Source organism: Flavobacterium sp. LC2016-01, from assembly GCF_009711135.1.
Lineage (GTDB): Bacteria > Bacteroidota > Bacteroidia > Flavobacteriales > Flavobacteriaceae > Flavobacterium.
Genome location: NZ_WMIC01000001.1, coordinates 558169 through 578851 on the forward strand (window position 1 = coordinate 558169; position 20683 = coordinate 578851).

At 34.5% G+C, this 20683-nt stretch carries 16 protein-coding genes; 3 read left to right on the top strand and 13 right to left on the bottom strand.

Annotation, left to right across the window (positions count from 1 at the left end):
• Positions 1-189: 189 nt before the first annotated feature.
• The 10 genes from GKZ88_RS02495 to thrA all read right to left on the bottom strand — a co-directional run bounded on the left by GKZ88_RS02495 (position 190) and on the right by thrA (position 11719).
• Positions 190-738, bottom strand: coding sequence for a HutD family protein (locus tag GKZ88_RS02495; protein WP_155100820.1), 549 nt, complete (start codon positions 736-738; stop codon positions 190-192).
• 16 nt (positions 739-754) lie between these two features.
• The gene (locus tag GKZ88_RS02500; RefSeq protein ID WP_155100821.1) at positions 755-1261 is read right to left on the bottom strand and encodes a GNAT family N-acetyltransferase; all 507 of its coding nucleotides are present in this window, start codon (positions 1259-1261) and stop codon (positions 755-757) included.
• 47 nt (positions 1262-1308) lie between these two features.
• Positions 1309-2841 carry a carboxypeptidase gene (locus GKZ88_RS02505; protein WP_155100822.1) on the bottom strand — a complete coding sequence of 511 codons (1533 nt, stop codon included), beginning with the start codon at positions 2839-2841 and terminating at the stop codon, positions 1309-1311.
• Positions 2842-3294: 453 nt separating this feature from the next.
• A complete protein-coding gene (locus tag GKZ88_RS02510) occupies positions 3295-3651 on the bottom strand; it encodes a hypothetical protein (protein ID WP_155100823.1) in 357 nt (118 codons plus the stop codon).
• Positions 3652-3803: 152 nt separating this feature from the next.
• Positions 3804-4442 carry a hypothetical protein gene (locus GKZ88_RS02515; protein WP_155100824.1) on the bottom strand — a complete coding sequence of 213 codons (639 nt, stop codon included), beginning with the start codon at positions 4440-4442 and terminating at the stop codon, positions 3804-3806.
• A 373-nt stretch (positions 4443-4815) separates the two neighbouring features.
• Complete coding sequence (locus tag GKZ88_RS02520) at positions 4816-5319, bottom strand: hypothetical protein (RefSeq protein ID WP_155100825.1); 504 nt, start codon at positions 5317-5319, stop codon at positions 4816-4818.
• A gap of 82 nt (positions 5320-5401) precedes the next feature.
• On the bottom strand, positions 5402-6418 hold the full coding sequence (locus GKZ88_RS02525) for a hypothetical protein (RefSeq protein ID WP_155100826.1): 1017 nt from the start codon (positions 6416-6418) through the stop codon (positions 5402-5404).
• A 137-nt stretch (positions 6419-6555) separates the two neighbouring features.
• Positions 6556-7845: a threonine synthase gene (gene thrC, locus GKZ88_RS02530; protein WP_155100827.1), complete on the bottom strand. Its 1290-nt coding sequence runs from the start codon at positions 7843-7845 to the stop codon at positions 6556-6558.
• A 376-nt stretch (positions 7846-8221) separates the two neighbouring features.
• A complete protein-coding gene (locus GKZ88_RS02535) occupies positions 8222-9145 on the bottom strand; it encodes a homoserine kinase (protein WP_155100828.1) in 924 nt (307 codons plus the stop codon).
• Between the two features lie 126 nt (positions 9146-9271).
• Entirely contained in the window at positions 9272-11719 is a 2448-nt protein-coding gene (gene thrA, locus GKZ88_RS02540; protein WP_155100829.1) for a bifunctional aspartate kinase/homoserine dehydrogenase I, read from the bottom strand.
• A 561-nt stretch (positions 11720-12280) separates the two neighbouring features.
• On the opposite strand from thrA, the gene hutH reads away from it, so the two are divergent.
• Genes hutH through GKZ88_RS02555 form a run of 3 tightly spaced genes read left to right on the top strand, consistent with a single transcriptional unit; the run spans position 12281 to position 15865 of the window.
• Positions 12281-13795, top strand: coding sequence for a histidine ammonia-lyase (gene hutH / locus GKZ88_RS02545; protein ID WP_155100830.1), 1515 nt, complete (start codon positions 12281-12283; stop codon positions 13793-13795).
• A gap of 48 nt (positions 13796-13843) precedes the next feature.
• The gene (locus GKZ88_RS02550; RefSeq protein WP_035648449.1) at positions 13844-14488 is read left to right on the top strand and encodes a DUF47 family protein; all 645 of its coding nucleotides are present in this window, start codon (positions 13844-13846) and stop codon (positions 14486-14488) included.
• A 30-nt stretch (positions 14489-14518) separates the two neighbouring features.
• Complete coding sequence (locus GKZ88_RS02555) at positions 14519-15865, top strand: inorganic phosphate transporter (RefSeq protein ID WP_155100831.1); 1347 nt, start codon at positions 14519-14521, stop codon at positions 15863-15865.
• A gap of 97 nt (positions 15866-15962) precedes the next feature.
• Here the strand turns inward: GKZ88_RS02555 and GKZ88_RS02560 are convergent, their stop codons facing one another.
• The 3 genes from GKZ88_RS02560 to GKZ88_RS02570 all read right to left on the bottom strand — a co-directional run bounded on the left by GKZ88_RS02560 (position 15963) and on the right by GKZ88_RS02570 (position 20646).
• On the bottom strand, positions 15963-16481 hold the full coding sequence (locus tag GKZ88_RS02560) for a YetF domain-containing protein (RefSeq protein ID WP_155101195.1): 519 nt from the start codon (positions 16479-16481) through the stop codon (positions 15963-15965).
• Positions 16482-16589: 108 nt separating this feature from the next.
• Positions 16590-17960: a 30S ribosomal protein S6--L-glutamate ligase gene (gene rimK / locus GKZ88_RS02565; protein WP_155100832.1), complete on the bottom strand. Its 1371-nt coding sequence runs from the start codon at positions 17958-17960 to the stop codon at positions 16590-16592.
• 139 nt (positions 17961-18099) lie between these two features.
• Positions 18100-20646 (bottom strand): ATP-dependent Clp protease ATP-binding subunit, encoded by a 2547-nt coding sequence (locus GKZ88_RS02570; protein WP_155100833.1) that lies wholly within the window; start codon positions 20644-20646, stop codon positions 18100-18102.
• Between the last annotated feature and the right edge of the window lie 37 nt (positions 20647-20683).

Consider the following 20683-nt stretch of genomic DNA (forward strand, 5'->3'; position numbering starts at 1 on the left):
GTTCCCATAACAGTTTGTCATTTCGAGGAACGAGAAATCCTCGCAAGAAACTCTACAAAGATTGGCAACATTTCTGTGCGGAGCTACTTGCGAGGATTTCTCGTTCCTCGAAATGACAATATTGAGGATAATGCGGGGATAAAAAAAACTTTGCGACTCTGCGTCTTTGAGAGATTAAAAAAACTTAGATTAAAAATCCAATATTCCAGCAAGGCATTCATTAGAAAAATCAACCATTATATTTTCCTTTTTTTGATTTTCAATGACTAATAAATCATAAGGGCTTAAATGATATGACTTATCATTAATTTTAATAACTGTTGTCTGTAAACAAAACAAAATTATTATTGGAGCATTATAATGTTGCTCATTATTCGTTATTATCAGTTTGTGATGGTTTATTTTTTCAGAAACCATCCAATTAAAATCAATACCTTTTGTATAAGAAGTTACTTCGTCATCCGAATTAAATTCCGTGATTTCATATTTCTCATACGTTCTTTTTTCTTTGTTTATCTCAATATCTAGTCTGTTATCAAGCATAGCTAAATATCGATGATAGCCCTTAAATTTGGTAAATACAGAAGGTGTTTGCTCTATTGTAGCACTGCTTATTCTGAATAGAAAATCTTTATCAGCATAGTTTGCTGTTTTCGGATAGATCATATATTCATATGTCAATCCGCCACTCCAAGCAGAGGCTTTACTGCTTTTTTTAGGCAAAAGGTGTATGTTCATTTTATTCTCTAAATTCTCAAAGCTGTTTCTCTAAGTAAATAAACTCTAAAGGTTCTTCAGAAACCGTAACATGAATATCACTTTCCGGAAAAGCTTCTCTTTCGCCCGTATCCACATAACCATGACGTTTGTACCAGGCAATAAGTTCTTCGCGAACCGAAATAACGGTCATAATAATACTTGACAATCCCAAAGATTTAGCATGATTTTCGGCTTCAGCCAAAAGTTTTTTTCCGATACCGCTGTTTTGAAGTTCTGGGGAAACCGTCAGCATTCCCAAATACAATTGCTGCCCTTTTTCAACCAATAAAACCGAACCAATAATTTTATCGTCCTCTGTAAATTTCAGAATCGTATTTTTTGAATCTTGGAAAATGGCAGTCATTTCCTGCTCATCGGTTCTTTTTCCTTCCAATAAATGTGCTTCGGTTGTCCAGCCTTTTTTTGAAGATTCTCCTCTGTATGCGGAATTGATTAAGATATTCAAAGCAGAAATATCTGCTAATGTTGCTTTTGAGATCATGAATTATAGTACTTGTAATTTAGCTTCTTTAGGATTAAAAATCAGATTTAATATTTTGCAGGTTCGCTAACTTTCGGCAATGATTGTTTTATGAATGTTCTAATGTCTTCATTTGCAGTTTCCAAGTCAGCTTTTCTCAAATACATCATATGACCGCTTCTGTAGCCTTTCCATGACATTCTATCCATTAGTTTTCCGCTTGGATCCATTTGCCATAAATCGTATTTAGCATTAAAATAGTCACAGGCACCATCATAATATCCTGATTGCACCATTACATGTAAATATGGATTTTGTGCCATGGCTTGTCTTAAATTTTCGCCTGTTTTATCATTAGATCTGTCCCAAGGATGTACAGAACCAAACATCATGTATTTAAAATCGGTTTTGTAGTTAAGATTATTACGTACATACATATTGATAGCAGGTGTAAACGAATGCAACCAAGACGTAAGTTCAGCATTAAAATCGACGCTTTCGCCTGAGTCTTTACGGTCAATTCCTTTGTATCTTGAATCAAGTCTTCCTACGGTGTAGCCTTTATCTCTTAACAGTTCCTTCCAAAAATAATCATAAGGAACGTCTAAATTGTTTTGCAGAATAACTTTCTCTGAAATACCAGAATAACGAGCCATTTTGGCAGCAATTTCTTTTCTTTTTTGTTCCTCCAAAAATCCTCCTTTGCTCATTGCAGGAAGAAGTTCGTTTATGGTAAAATCTTCAACCTCGGGCAGCATATCCGTTAAATCTTTATTTTGAAGATCAGGACTAAGCATTTTGTGGTACCATGCAGTCGCTGCAAAATAAGGCAATTTAAGAGCAGCATCAGAAACAACGCCGCGCGTTATTCCTAAATCAGTTGGTGATACCAAAATTACTCCGTTAAGATACATCCATTGATTGTTTTGCAATTGAAGTGCTAATCCAGAAACTCGGGTTGTACCATAACTTTCACCTATCAGGTATTTAGGCGAAGCCCAACGATTAGTGCGGGTTACAAAACCGTTAATCCAATCGGCTAAGTATTTAATGTCGGCATTTGTTCCGAAAAACTTTGCAGCAGGGATTTCTTTGCTTGTAGGTCTTGAATACGCTGTATTAACAGGGTTTACAAAAACGATATCAGCAATATCTAAAATAGAATACGGGTTTTCTTTTATTCCGTAAGGCTGTAAAGGGTATCCTTCATCATCAATATTTAACAAACTTGGTCCCGTATAAGCAATCTGCATCCAAACCGAAGCAGAACCAGGCCCACCATTAAACGAAATAACCAAAGGACGGGAATCTCTGTCTTTTACATCAGAACGCTCATAATACGTATAAAATAATCCAGCAATTGCTTTTCCGTCTTCGTCCCAAACAGGCATAGTACCTGTTGTTGCCTTATAAGGAACTTTTTGTCCTTTTATTGTGGTGGTATGATTGGTGATGACTTGCGAATCTGGATTGAAAGTAAGATTGGCAGGTGAGTTTTCTTCTTTTGCTGCCGGAGGCGCAGTGGCGGCTTTCGGTTTTGAATCCTGAGCGTATGAAGTAAAAAATCCAACTAAAAGGAATAAAGTAAATGTTTTTTTCATAGAATTAGGGTGTGTTATTGAATTTCAATGCTCTAAATAGGGGGACTATAATTAGAGTTTTTAAAGATATAAAAAAATAATAAGTGATGATTTTTAGTCTTGTAAATCCGGTACATAATTTAAACCTCTGATTAGGTTCTTTCCTGCATCGTTTAGGTGCTGAACTCCATCGTTTAGGTTCGGAGCCTCAAATTTGACATCCGGAACCCCAAATTTTAGCCTCGAGACGTCAAATTTTACGTCAGGCAACGTATATTTTTAGGTTCGTGACGTAAAATTTTAGGCTTGGAACCTAAAAATTGGGGTAAATAACCCAAACGATGGATGTTTGAGCGTTATTTATGGAGAGAAGAAAGTTTTGTATTTGCTAGCGCGAGCGTCCCGTTCGTGAAAGTTCCAATTGGGTTTTGAATTTCTTTGTGTTCACGAGCGGGACGCTCGCCCTAGCGGGGTCTATTTTATTTTTTTGAAGTAGTAATCTTGGTCAAAATCAAAGACTAGCTTCGGTTTTACATAAAAATCCCTTTCAATACTCATTTGATAACCACCTTTCCCAAATTCATAATCGTACTGAATATCAATAATGGTTCCTTTTCCTGAATTTTTTAAAGTATACTTTCCTTTTCCCCAACTTTGACTTTCGTACGTGTAATTTTCTAAAAGTATTAAAGTATCGTTTTTATTTGGTCCATCTATACCATTTCCATTGCTTACATAAGTTCCAATAATCATAGATTTAGTAAAGAAGTTGTCATAGACGTAGATTAGGCCAATCAAAAATGCAAATGATACGAATATTTTTTTATTCATGTTTTTAATTTTTGGGAATTCATTTTGTTGCTATGTTTTGGAAGCTTTTGCCTCTGCTAGCGTGAACGTCTCGCTCGTGAATTTCCAGTGTGGTTTTGAATTTCTTTGTGTTCACGAGCGGGACGCTCGCGCTAGCGAGGGGACACTATTAATTATTTTGACCATTTATTTAAATTATCATCTTTGGATATTGACTTTAAAACAGTGTTGTAATCATTAAGTAAAATTTTATAATCTGAAATTATACTATCCTTTAGAGCCATGTTTTTTAATAAAATTCTGCTTGTGTATAATGACGCTTTATCAGTATCTTTTTCACTTAGTTGATCTAATTCGAAAATTAAGGATTGAAGTGTTCTGTCCTTATATTCAGGAAAAATATCTGCATTTTTTTCAGTTTCAGTTAATATTTCTTTAATTGTTGGATTTAATGGTGCTGTATAAGTAGATTCATTATTGTTCAAATTATTTAAAGATTTGGTAATTTCTTTTTTATTTTCTTCTATGCGTGCTTTAAAATATTGAATTTTATTTGAGATTTCTATTTCTAATTTGCGCACAGTTTCATTTTTTATGGCCGCTTTGGTATTATTTTCTTTAAAATTTGCATACGAATTTACTATTATGCTGAAAACTATGGTTGATAAAAGCCATAAACCGAAAGCGCTATTGAGAAATAGCCATAATTTTTCTTTCCAAGTTTTCTCATTTTTTTTTTCAAAATATTTCCTTAATTCAAATTTATAAGACTCTTCTTCTCGAATTATTTTTTTTTCTTCTTTTGAAAGCATAATTTCTAAATTATTAGATAGTGCGGATTTGCAATCCTTGCTTATTCATATAGGTACGTGATCAAAAAAATATAATGAGGCATTTTTAAACATTTTCAGATTCGCTGGAAGGGAGGAAATCTGACCTATTTAGCTATTGTTACTAAGTTGTTTATAGATAAAACAGACGTTAGTATATGATTTTAAATTCGTGTAGATAGATGAATCTTTGTTTCGTTTTCGCGCTTTACAAATATATATGTTTTTTTCGGGATAATTTTTAAAATTTACCCTCTGCTAACGCGAGCGTCCCGCTCGTGAACGTCCCAATTGGGTTTTGAATTTCTTTGTGTTCACGAGCGGGACGCTCGCGCTAGCGGGGGAAAATCAAAATTTAAGTTTTAGATAAATTCTCTAAAAATTTTATTGGATCAGTAAGAAAAGCAGTCGCATTCGATTCTTTGAGACTTATTAAAAGATTTTCAATTTTTGGTTTATGAATTTTTCCTTTTAAATCAATCAAAACTAATTCATTTGTTTCGCAAATTTTTAAAATTGCTTTTAGTGTATTTGTAATATTTGACGACTTTCTTAAATCAATTCGAAAGTGAAATTCCTCAATTTGAGTTTTATTTCCATTTAAAGAAATACTGCAGTCATTGTCTTCTTGATTTGATTCATCTCCTTTCCAACAAATATAAGTTTCGTCTCCCCAATCTGCTCTTTTTATAATACTGTCCATTTCAGAAATAATGGAATCACCATTACCATTAAAATCTTTCCATAATGATTTAGTTTTTGGTAAGTATTTCGTCGTATTGTTTTTAATAATACATTGATAATTGTTTTGAGTTGATTTCTCAGGAACCACAATTAAAAGATATTGCCAAACTGCCATTTTTGTAATTGTATTGAAATTAAATAGTTGTCTTGTTCAGGAGGAGGACGCTCGCGCGAAAGGTGGACATCTGAGAGAATAATTATTTATAAAATTCGTAGAAATTTTTTAAGCTGTAGCTTGTATCAATTTCTTGGGTCTTTTTGATTATTTTCACTGGAACTTCAAATTTATCTAATAAATAATTTTCAACTCCACAAGAAGAACCGTCTGCTCCTTGATATTTATATTTTATAAGGGTGTTTTTTGAAAATTCTTTCCTTGAAATTTCAAATTTATTTTCTTTTTTAATTATAGTTTTATTTGAATTTTTATATAGGTATTCAGTGCTCTTTAGAGTATCATTATTTTTATTTAAAGAGTATGTTTTCTTTAAGTTATTGAAATTGTCATACACAAAATATTTTGTATTAATATCCCATTTTTTATCTTTTGCATAATATTCTATTTTTTGAATTTTATTCTTTTCATTTAAGATGTACAACTTGTATGATCCATCATTCTGAATATTATTAGAATTAAAATATTCTTTAATTTCATTTTTAGAAAATTCTCTTTTAATCGTATAATTTGGTCTTTTTTTACTTTCGCTTTCTATTTTTTTTATGAAGTTGATACAGGTTTGATAACTCTTAATTTCTTTTATAAGCAAATGAGGATTATCATTATAACCTTTTAAATATCCAAGTAAAAAAGATTTTAATTCAGTAATATTATCACCATTATAAGCGTATTCGAAAACTTCATATTCAGTATTTGAATGTAAATAATAAGTTTTTACAAGTTTACCTTCACTATAGACATTTGCTTCTATCATATAAAGAAATTTACCATTCCAATTCTCACTTACAAACTGTTTGTAATACTTGAAGATTAGATTTTTGTTTTTATCAAATTCAAGAATATTTAGAGTGTCTTGATTTTGTACTTGATAAATTTTTTTGATTTTGTCTGGGAATTTATTTTCTGAAAGAATTAAATTAAATGGCATCTCAGAAGAAGAAGGCAACGTATTTTCTAAAAGTAGAGGTAAGTCGATTTTTTCTCTATTACAGGAAAGAAAAAAAACTAAGATAAAAAGATAAATTATTTTTTTCATTAAGGTCGAAATGATTAGTAATCAAATTTATCAATTTAACTTGCAAAAAAGACAATTCGGAAGTAAAATAAAAAACCACAAATTACACTGAAAAAATTCCCGTAATTTATGGTTTAAATTATGTAAAAGGATGGTTATTACCCCAAGAAACTTTTCAACTCCTCATAAGTCCCAATCCTAACACTAACCTTCTCCTCATTAATAACACTCTCAATTTGAGTTGGAATTGGAAGTGTAATGCCTAAAGCAGGTTCCACAACATCCAAAAACTTGATAGGATGCGCCGTTTCTAAGAAAATACCAATGGCGTTGGGGTGTTTTTCCAGTTCTTTTTTCAAACCTAAATAACCAACAGCGCCGTGCGGTTCTGCGATATAACCGTCCGTGTTATAAATTTTCTTTAGAGCAACTAGCGTTTCTTCATCAGTATAACTATAAGAAGAGAAGTCTTTTTCGAAAGCTTTTAAGTCGTTATTGTATAATTCCTGAATCCTGATAAAGTTGCTTGGGTTTCCAACGTCCATGGCGTTAGAGATTGTGGCTTTAGAAGGTTTTGGATCGTATTTTCCGTTTTCTAAGAATCTTGGTACGGTGTCGTTTACGTTGGTAGACGCTACAAAATGCTCAATTGGCAAACCTAATTTTTTTGCCATAATTCCGGCACAGATATTCCCGAAGTTGCCGCTTGGGCAAGAGAAAACGAAAGGTTTGTTTTGGCTTTTCAGTGCTTTATAAGCAAAGAAGAAATAAAACATTTGCGGTAACCAGCGCGCAATATTAATAGAATTCGCCGATGTCAGGTTTTTATGCGCCAAAGTTTCATCTAAAAATGCTTTTTTCACCATATCCTGGCAATCGTCAAAAACGCCTTCCACTTCAAGTGCTTTAATGTTTTGCCCTAAAGTCGTCAATTGTTTTTCCTGAATATCGCTCACTTTTCCTGACGGATATAAAATCACAACATCAACGCCGTCAACGCCTAAAAATCCACTGGCAACGGCGCCGCCTGTATCTCCCGAAGTAGCTACTAAAACCGTGTTTTTAGCATCTTTTTTGTCTTTATTGAAATAACCCAAACAACGTGACATAAAACGAGCTCCAACGTCTTTAAAAGCCATTGTTGGGCCGTGGAATAATTCTAATGAATAGATTCCGTTTTCGACTTTCACCACCGGAAAATCAAAAACTAAAGTCTCGGCAATGATTTCTTTTAATTTGTCTGCAGGTATTTCGTCGCCTACGAATTGTTTGATCGCTTCAAAAGCAATTTCTTCGTGGCTTAAACTTTCGATTTTATCAAAAAATGACGGATCTAAAGCGGTAATGTTTTCTGGGAAATATAATCCTTTGTCACTCGCTAATCCTTGTATTACTGCTTCTTTGAAAGAAACTTTTGGGGCATTATGGTTTAAACTGTAGTATTTCATTTCTAATTTTAGATTTCTGGAAACAAATTCCAATTTTTTGAAATTCCAAATTCCAATAATTTACATTTTAATATTTGAGTTGTTTTGTCATTTCGACGGAGGAGAAATCTTCGCAAGTAACTCCGCAACGAGAATCAAATCTTTGTCGGGCTTCTAGTGTGATTCCTCGTTCCTCGGAATGACAAACTGTATGGTTATGCTTTGTGTATACACTTTGTCGAGCTTCTCGTGGAGATTCCTCGTTCCTCGGAATGACAAACTTTATGTTTTTCGGTTTGTGTGTCTACACTTTGTGTCAATACTTTACGCGGACTTCGACTTCGCTCAGCCTGACAAACTTTGTCTTAATACTTAATTCTTCGTACTTAATACTTTTCTACAAAATCCTAACGCCATCAGGGTTTATCTTCGAAACGTGAATTTCATACGGTAAATTCATTTTTTCGTAAACGTCGCTCATGGCTTTTGCGATTTTTTCAGCGGTTTCTTTTCCTCTGCTTAAAGCAAAAATCGATGGGCCAGAACCTGAAATTCCAGAACCTAAAGCGCCGTTTTCAAGAGCCGTTTGTTTGATTTGATCAAATCCCGGAATCAAAACGCTTCTTAAAGGTTCTACGATTTCATCATGAAGTGATCTTCCGATCAAATCGTAATCTTTGGTATATAAGCCGGCAATTAATCCACCTACATTTCCCCATTGCATGATGGCACTTTTCAGGGAAACGTTTTGTTTTAAAACCGAACGTGCATCAGATGTTTTCAACTCAATTTGTGGGTGAACTACTGTTGCGAATAATTCTTCCGGACTGTCAATTTGGATAATATCAAGAGGCGCATAACTTCTTACCAAAGTAAAGCCGCCTAAAAGGGCAGGAGCAACGTTGTCAGCATGTGCATTTCCGCTGGCTAATTTCTCGCCCTGCATCGCAAACTGAACCAAATCTTTACGGGAATAAGGTTTTCCTAATAATTCATTAATTCCGAAAACCGCTCCGGCAGAACTTGCTGCACTGCTTCCGATACCGCTTCCCGCTTTTATGTTTTTATAAATTTCGATTTCGAAACCGAAGTCTAATTCACCTAAAGTTTCAAGCATGGCCAAAGCCGCAACTCCAGAAACGTTTTTTTCGGTTTCCAAAGGCAAGTCGGCACCCACAATTTTAGTGATTCGAACTCCTTTTTGATCGACTTTTCGAACAATCATTTCATCGCCCGCATTGTCTAAGCAAAGTCCGAGTACGTCAAATCCGCATGAGAGGTTGGCGATAGTTGCTGGGCAAAATAGTTTTATTTCTTTCATTTCTGGTTGGTTTTGCCACGAAGGCACAAAGTCACAAAGTTTATTTTTATAGTTTCTGAGATGCTAAGTTTCTAAGATACTAAGTATAAAAAGACTTAGAAACTTAGCGTCTTAGTGCCTTAGCGGCTATACATTCCCAATGCGTATAACGTCAGCAAAAATTCCAGAAGCAGTAACCGCAGCTCCGGCTCCAGCTCCTTTGATTAATAAAGGTTGATCTACGTAACGATCTGTGTAGAACAAAACGATATTGTCTTTTCCTTCTAAATTGTAGAAAGGATGATCTTTTGGGATGAATTGCAGGCCAACGCTTGCTTTTCCGTTTTCGAATTGCGCCACGTATTTCAATCTTGAATCTTTGGCTAAAGCTTCGTTGTAAATACCTTCAAAATGAGCAGCGTGTTTGATTAACGAAGCAAAAAAGTCTTCGTTGTTTGTTGTTGCTAAACATTCTGCCGGTAAAAACGATTCGTTTGCAATGGCGTCAATATCCATTTCATAACCGCTTTCACGGATCAGAATCAGGATTTTACGAGCCACATCAACACCGCTTAAGTCAATTTTTGGATCTGGTTCTGTGAAACCTTGAACTCCGGCTTCTTTAACCACATCGTGGAAAGAATTGTTTTTATCGAAATTGTTGAAAATGAAATTCAAACTTCCAGATAAAACCGCCTGAATTTTATGCACTTTATCACCAGAAGCAATAAGATTTTTTACGGTATCAATAATTGGCAATCCCGCACCAACATTTGTTTCAAATAAAAACGGAGCGTTGTACTGGCGAGATAAGCTTTTTAATTTTTTATAATTGTCATAAGCAGATGAACAAGCAATTTTATTACAAGTTACAACCGCAATACTTTCTTTTAAGAACTTCTCATACATTTCAGAAACGCTTGCATTTGCTGTAATATCAACGAAAATACTGTTACGTAAATTCAGTTCTTTAGCACGTGCGATGAATTCTGTCGGAATTGCTTCTTCACCTTTATCTAAAGTCGATTGCCAGTCTTTTAACGAAATTCCGTCTTCATCAAAAAGCATTTTTCTTGAGTTTGACAAAGCAATTATGCGAACATTAATCTTTAAATGATCTTTTAAGAATTTCCTTTGAGAATGAATTTGCTCGATGAATTTTTCACCCACATTTCCAACGCCCATTACGAATAAATTCAGCTGTTTTGTATTTTCTTCAAAGAAGTTTTCGTGCAAAGTATTCAATGCTTTTTTAACGTCTCTTTCGTTAATTACAGTCGAGATATTTCTTTCAGAAGCACCTTGCGCAATCGCACGAATGTTTACGTTGTTTTTTCCTAAAGTACTGAACATTCTTCCGCTTAAACCTTGGTGATTTTTCATGTTTTCACCCACTAAAGCAATAATGCAAAGGTCTTTTTCTACATAACAAGGATCGATTTTGTTTTGTGCAATTTCGATTTCAAAAGCTCTGTTGATTGCAGCTTCGGCATTATCAGCATCCGAATTTAAAATTCCGATACAAATCGAATGCTCAGAAGAAGCCTGAGTAATGAAAATCACGTTGATTTTTTCCTGAGATAATACTTCGAACAAACGTCTTGACGAACCAGCAACTCCAATCATTCCCGGGCCTTCAAGCGTTAAAAGCGAAATATTGTCAATATGGCTGATTCCTTTTACAACAGTATCTTTTGATACAACAGTGTCAGAAATTAAAGTTCCAACGGCTTCCGGCTCAAAAGTATTTTTGATTAAAATTGGAATGTTTTTTCTTAAAACCGGCTGAATTGTTGGCGGATACAAAACTTTGGCACCAAAATGCGACAATTCCATCGCTTCCTGATACGAGATGTTGGCAATTGGCTGTGCTTGTTTTACAATTTTTGGGTTGGCAGTAAACATTCCGTTTACGTCAGTCCAAATTTCAAGTTGTTCTGCATCGATTGCTCCGGCGATAATTGCTGCCGTATAATCAGATCCGCCACGTCCTAAAGTCGAAGTGATTCCATCTAAAGTCTGTGCGATAAATCCAGGAAGAATATTGATTTTTGATTCATTCGAAGCAAAATATTCTTGAATTAATTTATTAGAGATTTCAAAATTTACAACCGCTTTTCCAAAATCAGCATTTGTTTTGATCAGCTCACGGCTGTCTTTATAAACGGCACTTTTATCAATTTGCTGAAATGCCTGCGCGATGATGTACGAAGAAAGCAATTCTCCAAAACTTAAAATAGTATCGGCAGTTCTTGGAGATAATTCTCCTAAAAGGAAACAACCATCCAATAAAGTTTCTAAGTGATTAATGATTCTTTTTACGTGGCTCAACAAACTGCTTTGCTCGCTTACTGGAATCAATTCTTTTAGTGTGTCAAGGTGTTTTTTCTCAATTTCGGCAACAATTTCTCTAAAGCTTTCATCATTTGCGGCGGCTTTTGCAGCAGCTGACTGCAATAAATCAGTCACTTTGCTAAGTGCAGAAACTACAACAACGAGTTTGTCATTTTTAGCTTTTTGATTAACAATTTCGAGAACGAGTTTTATATTTTGAGCATTGGCAACCGAAGTTCCGCCAAATTTTAATACTTTCATTTTGATATTTTTTTCTTTTTATGCAAATATTTTTATGTATCCAATACCTTTCTTCTTTTTAGAAAAAAGTATAGATAACCTGGATTATATGTAAAAATGTATACCCCTAAGGGGTAGTAGTTGTTGTAGTAGAAATAATCGTAGCAGCAATCGCAACTCCAGTTTGAGTTGTCATTGTAGATTGATATTTTGTGCTGTTACTTTTCATTTTTGATTTTTCAAAAGTACAGCTTTTAAGCAGCATTAAAAATTCTTATTTCCTTTTTGCGAATATTTTAATAATTCAAATCTCAAAAAATCAATATTGAGTAATTGTTAAAATTCAGCAAGCTTAATTGAAGTTTTGATATATTTAAGATTGGTTTTTTTGCTCATAAAACAGATACAATGAATTGATTTTTAACGAAAGTCTTGTCAAAAAATGTTGTTTTTGGCTAAATTTCAAATTGCTGAATAAATAAAACTTAAGAAATGCTCAGATGCAAATTTTAATTATTGTGATAAAATGTTGCTTTTTAATATTGATTTGTTGAATTTTGACGTCTTAAATTTAAAATAATCATGAGAGAGATTCATTATATAAGTACTGAAACCATAACTTTAGAAACATTACAAGAGATTTTAGTTAATGACAAAACGCTTGAATTATCTGAAGAAGCAAAAGTGAACGTTCAGAAATGCCGTGATTATCTTGACAAAAAAATGTCGACGCTTTCTGCACCTATTTATGGAATCAATACTGGTTTTGGATCGCTTTACAGTGTGAAAATATCAAATGAAAATCTTTCTAAGCTTCAGGAAAATCTAGTAAAATCGCACGCCTGCGGAACAGGAGAGGAAGTTCCTGCAGAAATTGTGAAGATGATGCTTTTGCTGAAGATTCAGTCTTTAAGCTACGGGCATTCAGGAGTGCAGTTGATTACGCTTCAACGTTTAGTTGATTTTTATAACAACGATATTCTTCCTGTTATTTATACTCAGGGTTCACTTGGGGCTTCTGGCGATTTGGCGCCTTTGGCACATTTATCATTGCCTTTATTAGGAGAAGGAGAAGTGTATTTTGAAGGTAAAAAAACAGCTTCTGCCGAAGTTTTAAAACATTTTAACTGGGAACCAATTATTTTACAGTCAAAAGAAGGTTTGGCTTTGTTAAACGGAACGCAGTTTATGAGTGCCTACGGAGCTCATATTTTAATTAAAGGTTATAAATTATCTTATTTAGCCGATTTAATCGGAACTATTTCGTTGGAAGGTTTTGATGGAAGAATTGAACCATTCAATGAATTGATACATTATATACGTCCGCATAAAGGGCAAATTGTAACGGCGCAGCGAATTGCAGAATTCTTAGACGGAAGTGAAATTATCGCTCAAGAAAAGAAACACGTTCAAGATCCGTATTCTTTCCGTTGTATGCCACAGGTTCATGGTGCTTCAAAAGATGCGATCGATTATGTCCGAAAAGTATTCAAAACTGAGATTAATTCGGTTACAGATAATCCAAACATATTTGTTGAAGCAGATCAGATTATTTCGGGAGGAAATTTCCACGGACAGCCATTGGCTTTGGCTTTAGATTTTATGGCAATTGCTTTGGCGGAATTGGGAAGTATTTCAGAAAGAAGAACGTATCAGTTGATTTCAGGATTACGAAATCTTCCTGCATTTTTAGTTGATAATCCAGGATTGAATTCAGGATTTATGATTCCGCAATATACTGCTGCAAGTATTGCAAGTCAAAATAAACAGTTGGCAACTCCATCAAGTATTGACAGTATTGTTTCGAGCAATGGTCAGGAAGATCACGTAAGTATGGGAGCAAATGGCGCGACAAAAGCATTGCGTGTTTTAGATAATTTAGAGCGTATTTTAGCAATTGAATTGATGAATGCATCACAGGCAATTGCGTATAGAGAGCCTTTGAAATCAAGTGATTTTATTGAAATGTTCTTAAGCAGTTATCGTGAAGTTGTGCCTTTGGTTAAAGAAGATAGAATCTTGCATTATGATATCGAGAAGACAATATCGTTCTTGGATAGTTTTCAAATTGAAAACGATTTGTTAACAATGGCTTAACATAGTAGAATATTATTGAAGTAATTTTGCACTATCAAAAATATAAAAATGTCAATAAACAGTATTTTCCAATTTTTAGTGCCGAAAGACAAGAAATTCTTTCCACTTTTTGAAGAGGCTTCAAGCAATTTAATTGAATTAGCATCTAACCTACACGAAGCTGTAAACTTACCATTAAAAGAAAGAGAAGTTCTTTTTCAGAAAATTGATGAATTAGAGCAAAAAGGAGAAGACATTACACGTCAAACTAACTTGGAATTGAGCAGAAACTTTATTACTCCATTTGATAGAGAAGATATTCATACCTTAATTACTTCAATTGATAACGTTGCAGATTACCTTCATGGAGCTGCAAGCCGTATGAGATTATACCAAGTTGACAAGATTACAAAATCGATCAGAAAAATGACAGAAATCAACCTTGAAGCTTGTCAAAATATTGATAGTGCTGTTAAGGAATTGAGCAACTTGAAAAATATGAAAGTTATTAAAGATTCATGTGCCAGAATCAACAAGCTGGAAAACAAATCTGATAACGTATATAACAAAGCAGTTTTTGAAATTTTTGAAAACGAAACAGACGCTAAAAATATTATTAAATATAAAGAAGTGTTATCTGTTTTAGAATCAGCAACAGATAAATGTAAGAGTGTTGCAAACATACTAGAATCTATTTCTGTAAAACATTCTTAATTCAATTTTTCATTCTGAAGTTATAATTTTATGACGCTACTTATATTAATTATAGTATTAGCCTTAATTTTTGATTACATCAATGGTTTTCATGATGCGGCAAATGCTATAGCGACTGTTGTTGCTACAAAGGTTTTGACGCCTTTTCAGGCCGTTCTTTGGGCAGCATTTTTTAACTTTTTAGCTTATTGGGTTTTCGGATTTGGTGTTGCAGATACTGTTGCTAAAACAGCGCACACAATGGAAATTAACCTAGTAGTAATTCTTGCCGGTGTTATTGCGGCAATCTGTTGGAACTTATTGACTTGGTGGCTTGGAATTCCTTCAAGTTCTTCACATACACTTATTGGAGGTTTTGCCGGAGCAGCCGTTGCGCATGCTATCGCAGTTCATGGTTTTTCTGGATATGTTGGTGAAGATGGAGCGACACATTATTGGTACGAAATCGTAAGCTGGTATAAAGCCGGAAAAGATGGTGGAATGCCTTCAGGAGTTCTTATTATTATTGCTTTTATTGTTTTAGCACCGCTTTTAGGGGCTTTAGCTTCGTATTTAATTTCTATTTGGTTATTGAATGCTTCTCGTAAAAGTATTTGGCCTAAAGTGTTTACTGTATGTTTAATGATTGCTACAGTTTGGTTTGTATATACACAAATGGTTCCTTATGAAGAAATTATAAAAGATGGTCATAAAGGAAGATTTGATTCTCATTTTTGGAGTGTAGCTTTTGATCCTCATAATATTAAATGGTTTTTAGTAGCCTTTATTATATTAACTGTAAGTGCATTTTGTTTGATATTTAGCAGTTTAAATCTTCATCAAGCAGATGCTGCACTGAAAAAGATGCAGTTAATATCTTCTGCGGCTTTTAGTTTAGGTCACGGAGGAAATGATTCTCAAAAAGTAATGGGTATTATCGCTGCGGCTGTAGCGGTTTATATCAATACAAATCCTGGAGTTCACATGGCTTCTTGGCTAGATGTTGTTCTGCCAAATGATGATTTGGGAATAAAAGGAGTGATGCCAGGTTGGATTCCGTTAGCTTGTTATTCTGCAATTGCTGCGGGAACTTTAAGTGGTGGATGGAAAATTGTAAAAACAATGGGTTCTAAAATTACAAAAGTGAGCTCATTTGAAGGAGTTGCTGCGGAAACTGCTGGAGCTTTGACACTTTATTTTACAGAGCATTTAAAAATTCCGGTAAGTACAACGCATACGATTACAGGATCTATCATTGGAGTTGGATTAACAAAACGTGTTTCTGCAGTTCGCTGGGGAGTTACCGTAAGTTTAGTTTGGGCATGGATCTTGACTATTCCAATTTCAGCTATATTAGCAGGTTTGGTTTATTTTGTACTGAGCGTGTTTATTTCTTAAAACGATTATTGCGAAATGTGAGATGTAAATTGCATTTTGTAAACATATTAAAAAGCCGATTTCAATTTGAAATCGGCTTTTTTTGTCTTTGAAATTATTAGAAGTTCTGAATGTTTTTGCGATTATGTTTACGTTTGTAATGCGTTTGTTTTAGGTCCTTTTCATCTTCAGAAATGATGCTGATTGTTCCGTCGATTTCGAGCATGGCAAGTTTTACATTTTTAAAGAATTCAATTCCGTGTTCTCTCATGGCTTCTTTTAATTCTTCATCAGAAATATCAAGTTTGCTTAAAGCTTTGAAATCTAATTTTCCATCATGAATTAAGATTTCAGGTTTGTCTAATAATAAATCGCCGATAACTTTATACCTGCGCGTAAGTTTTTTTATTATAAAGTTGATTGCGAATAAAACTAAAGCTGCTACTAAGCCTCCTAAAAGACTAGTGTCAGGTCCAACCATGGCGTTTTGAACGGAGTTGCTGATCAGTAAAATCAGAATAATATCAGCGGTATTCAATTGTGAAAGTTCTTTTTTGCCAAAAATTCTCAAAGCAATCGTCATGAAAAAATAGACAGCGATACTTCTTATTATGATATCTAAATAGGGGAATTGCATCATTTTTTATTCTTTTGTTTTATTAAAGTTAAATAAAAAAGCTTTGCCAAAGTTTTAAACTTCGACAAAGCTGCTAAATTATTTATGTGATATTAAGTTTAAATGAACTTAACTCAGTTTGAAATTCTTTTCAATTGCTTTAATCATTTCTCCAGCAACATCTTTATTTGTCGCGCCTTCAATTCCTTCAAGGCCTGGAGAAGAGTTTACTTCAAGCAATAATGGTCCTTTAGAAGAACGAATAATATCAACTCCAGCTACTTTTAAGTCCATTGCTTTTGCGGCTTTAATAGCGATCTTTTTTTCTTCAGCCGTTACTTTGATTACTGATGCAGTTCCACCAAGATGAATATTGGCTCTGAACTCTCCCGGCATCGCTTCACGCTGAATAGCAGCAACTACTTTTCCGTCGATTACAAAACAGCGAATATCTTTTCCGTTAGCTTCTTTAATGAATTCCTGAACTAAGATATTGGCATTTAAACTTTTAAAAGCATTTATAACACTTTCGGCTGCTTTCTTGGTTTCGGCTAAAACAACCCCTTTTCCTTGTGTTCCTTCTAATAACTTTACAATTAGAGGCGAACCTCCAACCATCTTAATTAAGTTGTCTGTATCAAGCGGAGAATTGGCAAATCCAGTTGTCGGAATATCAATCCCACTGTTTAATAACAATTGTAAAGAATATAATTTATCGCGAGATTGTGTTATGGCTGTAGCCGAGTTTAAAACGAAAACCTTCAAAGCCTCAAACTGACGCGTTAAAGCACATCCATAAAAAGTGATGCTTGGTCTAATTCTCGGAATAATAGCGTCAAATTGATTTAAGATTTTTCCGCCTCTGTAATGAATTTCTGGAGTTTTGGCGTCCAGTTTCATATAACATTCTTTGATATTCAAAAAATGCATTTCATGGCCGCGCATTTCGCCGGCTTCCATGATTCTTTTATTGCTGTATAATTCTGGATTGCTGGCTAAAAGCCCAATTCGCAAACCAGAACTTGCTTTTTCTGAGTTTTGGTATAATTCTTTAAGAGATTCTGGTGTAGGTTGTCCCAATAGGTATTTTTCTTCTGGATCTACTAATACACGTCCGCTCATGGCTTCACGGCCTAAAAGCATTCTGAAACCCATTGAATCACGATTAGTCAAAGTCATTTCGATTGGCCATTTTGAATCACCAATTTTAATGTTTGTCTGAATTACATAACGATGTTCTCTAAAACCGCTTGAGCTTTTTACAATTCTTTTATCAACCAGCGGCGCTTCGCAATGAATGATAGTTTTAATATTATTCTGAATTGGATTAATGTCAAATTTTACCCAATTAGCATCATTTTTTATAAAAGGAGCTATATTAATAGCGTGCATTGCCGAAGTTTTGGCACCAGAGTCGACACGAGCTTTAATCGTCGGGATTCCTAGTTCTGGAAATGAGCACCATTCTTCGCTGCCTAAAATGACTTTGTGTTGAAGCATACGTTAATTTTTATTATAGAATTTAAATTCAAAAGTAGCTATTTGCTTTTACTAAAGATAGTAAATTATCTAAAAAAAACACCCGTTATGTTATGAAAACGTAACGGGTGTATTATTTTTGGTATAAATTTTAAGTAATTTATTGATTTGTCGGTTCTTCAGCTTTATGAATTTCTACTGAAAGTTCCTGTGAGTCATCTTTTAAATCCATCATGATTTCGTCACCAGAATGTATTTTTGAAGTAATGATTTCTTCGGCTAACAAATCTTCAACATATTTCTGAATTGCTCTTTTCAACGGTCTTGCACCAAATTGTCTGTCGAAACCTTTTTCAGCAATAAATGCTTTGGCTTTATCAGTCAAATTCAGTTTGTATCCTAATTCAGCAATACGTGAATAAAGTTTAGCAAGTTCAATATCGATAATCAAATCAATATCACCTTTTTCTAATGCATTAAATACAATTACGTCGTCAATTCTGTTTAAGAATTCGGGAGCAAAAGTTTTCTTCAAAGCATTTTCGATAATGCTTTTTGAGTTTTCATCAGCCTGAGCCACTTTTGCAGCAGTTCCGAATCCAACACCTTGTCCAAAATCTTTCAACTGGCGTGCACCAACGTTAGATGTCATGATAATGATCGTGTTTTTAAAGTCAATTTTACGACCTAAACTATCTGTTAAATATCCGTCATCTAAAACCTGAAGCATCATATTGAATACATCTGGATGCGCTTTTTCGATCTCGTCTAAAAGAACAACACAATATGGTTTTCTACGAACTTTTTCAGTTAATTGTCCGCCTTCTTCATAACCAACGTATCCTGGAGGCGCTCCAACTAAACGAGAGATCGCAAATTTCTCCATGTATTCGCTCATGTCGATACGAACTAACGCATCTTCAGAATCGAATAATTCTTTTGCTAATACTTTTGCTAATTGTGTTTTACCAACTCCAGTCTGACCTAAGAAAATAAACGAACCAATTGGTTTGTTAGGATCTTTAAGTCCGGCTCTGTTACGCTGAATAGAACGTGCAATTTTAAGAACAGCTTCATTCTGTCCAATTACTTTATTCTGAATCAATTCAGGTAATTTCGCCAATTTATTGCTTTCTGTTTGAGCAATTCTGTTAACAGGAATTCCAGTCATCATCGAAACAACATCGGCTACATTATCTTCTGTAACTTCGATTCTGTTGTTTTTAGAATCTTCTTCCCATTGTTCTTGAGCAACAGCAAGATCTTTTTCGATGCGTTTTTCATCGTCGCGAAGTTTGGCAGCCTCTTCATATTTTTGTTTTTTGACTACCATGTTTTTATTTTCACGAACTTCCTCCAATTGACGCTCTAAATCAAGAATTTGTTTAGGAACATCAATATTAGTGATGTGAACACGAGATCCAGCTTCGTCCATTGCATCGATCGCTTTGTCTGGTAAGAAACGCTCAGACATATATCTGTTTGTTAATTTCACACAGGCTTCAATTGCTTCCTGAGTATAAGTAACATTATGGTGGTCTTCGTATTTGTCTTTTACGTTGTTCAAAATAGCAATAGTTTCTTCAACAGAAGTTGGTTCAACGATTACTTTTTGGAAACGTCTTTCTAACGCACCATCTTTTTCAATATATTGTCTGTACTCATCAAGAGTAGTAGCACCGATACATTGAATTTCGCCTCTTGCTAAAGCAGGTTTGAACATGTTTGAAGCATCAAGCGAACCAGTTGCTCCTCCAGCACCTACAATAGTATGGATTTCATCAATGAAAAGAATAATATCGTCATTTTTCTCAAGCTCGTTCATTACGGCTTTCATTCTTTCCTCAAATTGTCCTCTGTATTTTGTTCCGGCAACTAAGCTGGCTAAATCCAGTGTTACAACACGCTTGTGGAAAAGAATACGAGACACTTTCTTTTGAATGATGCGCAAAGCCAGTCCTTCTGCAATAGCAGACTTACCAACTCCAGGCTCTCCAATAAGAAGCGGGTTGTTCTTTTTTCTTCGGCTTAAAATTTGAGAAACGCGTTCAATTTCTTTTTCGCGTCCTACGACAGGATCTAGTTTTCCTTCTTCCGCCATTTCTGTTAAATCTCTCCCAAAATTATCTAACACCGGAGTCTTAGATTTTTTGTTTGACTTATTGGCGGGATTATTAAAACTGCTTTCTTTAAGACTGTCATCTTGTCCTGAATCGTCATTGTATGACTCATTTCTTGGCAAGTTTTCTAAAAATTCTTCTTCGTTTGGCGTCATGTTTAGATATTGTTCTTTAGCTATGTCATAATCTATTTTTAGCTTATTCAATAGCTTGGTTGTTGGATCGTTTTCGTTTCGTAAGATGCATAAAAGCAGGTGAGCCGTGCTGATCGACGAGCTCTGAAATACTTTAGCTTCAAGAAAGGTTGTCTTAAGGGCTCTTTCGGCCTGGCGTGTAAGATGAAGGTTTTTCTTTTCAGTGTTTATCTCAATGCTGTGATTGGCTGGACTCAGTATTTCTACTTTCCTGCGTAAATGATCTAAATCAACTGCTAGGTTATTAAGTATATGAATAGCTTTTCCGTTACCATCTCTTAAAATGCCTAGCATCAGATGTTCAGTACCAATAAAGTCGTGCCCTAGACGCAGTGCTTCTTCCTTACTGTATGTAATAACATCTTTTACTCTTGGTGAAAAATTATCATCCATAATATATAATTCGATATGTAAATTTAATTATTTACTG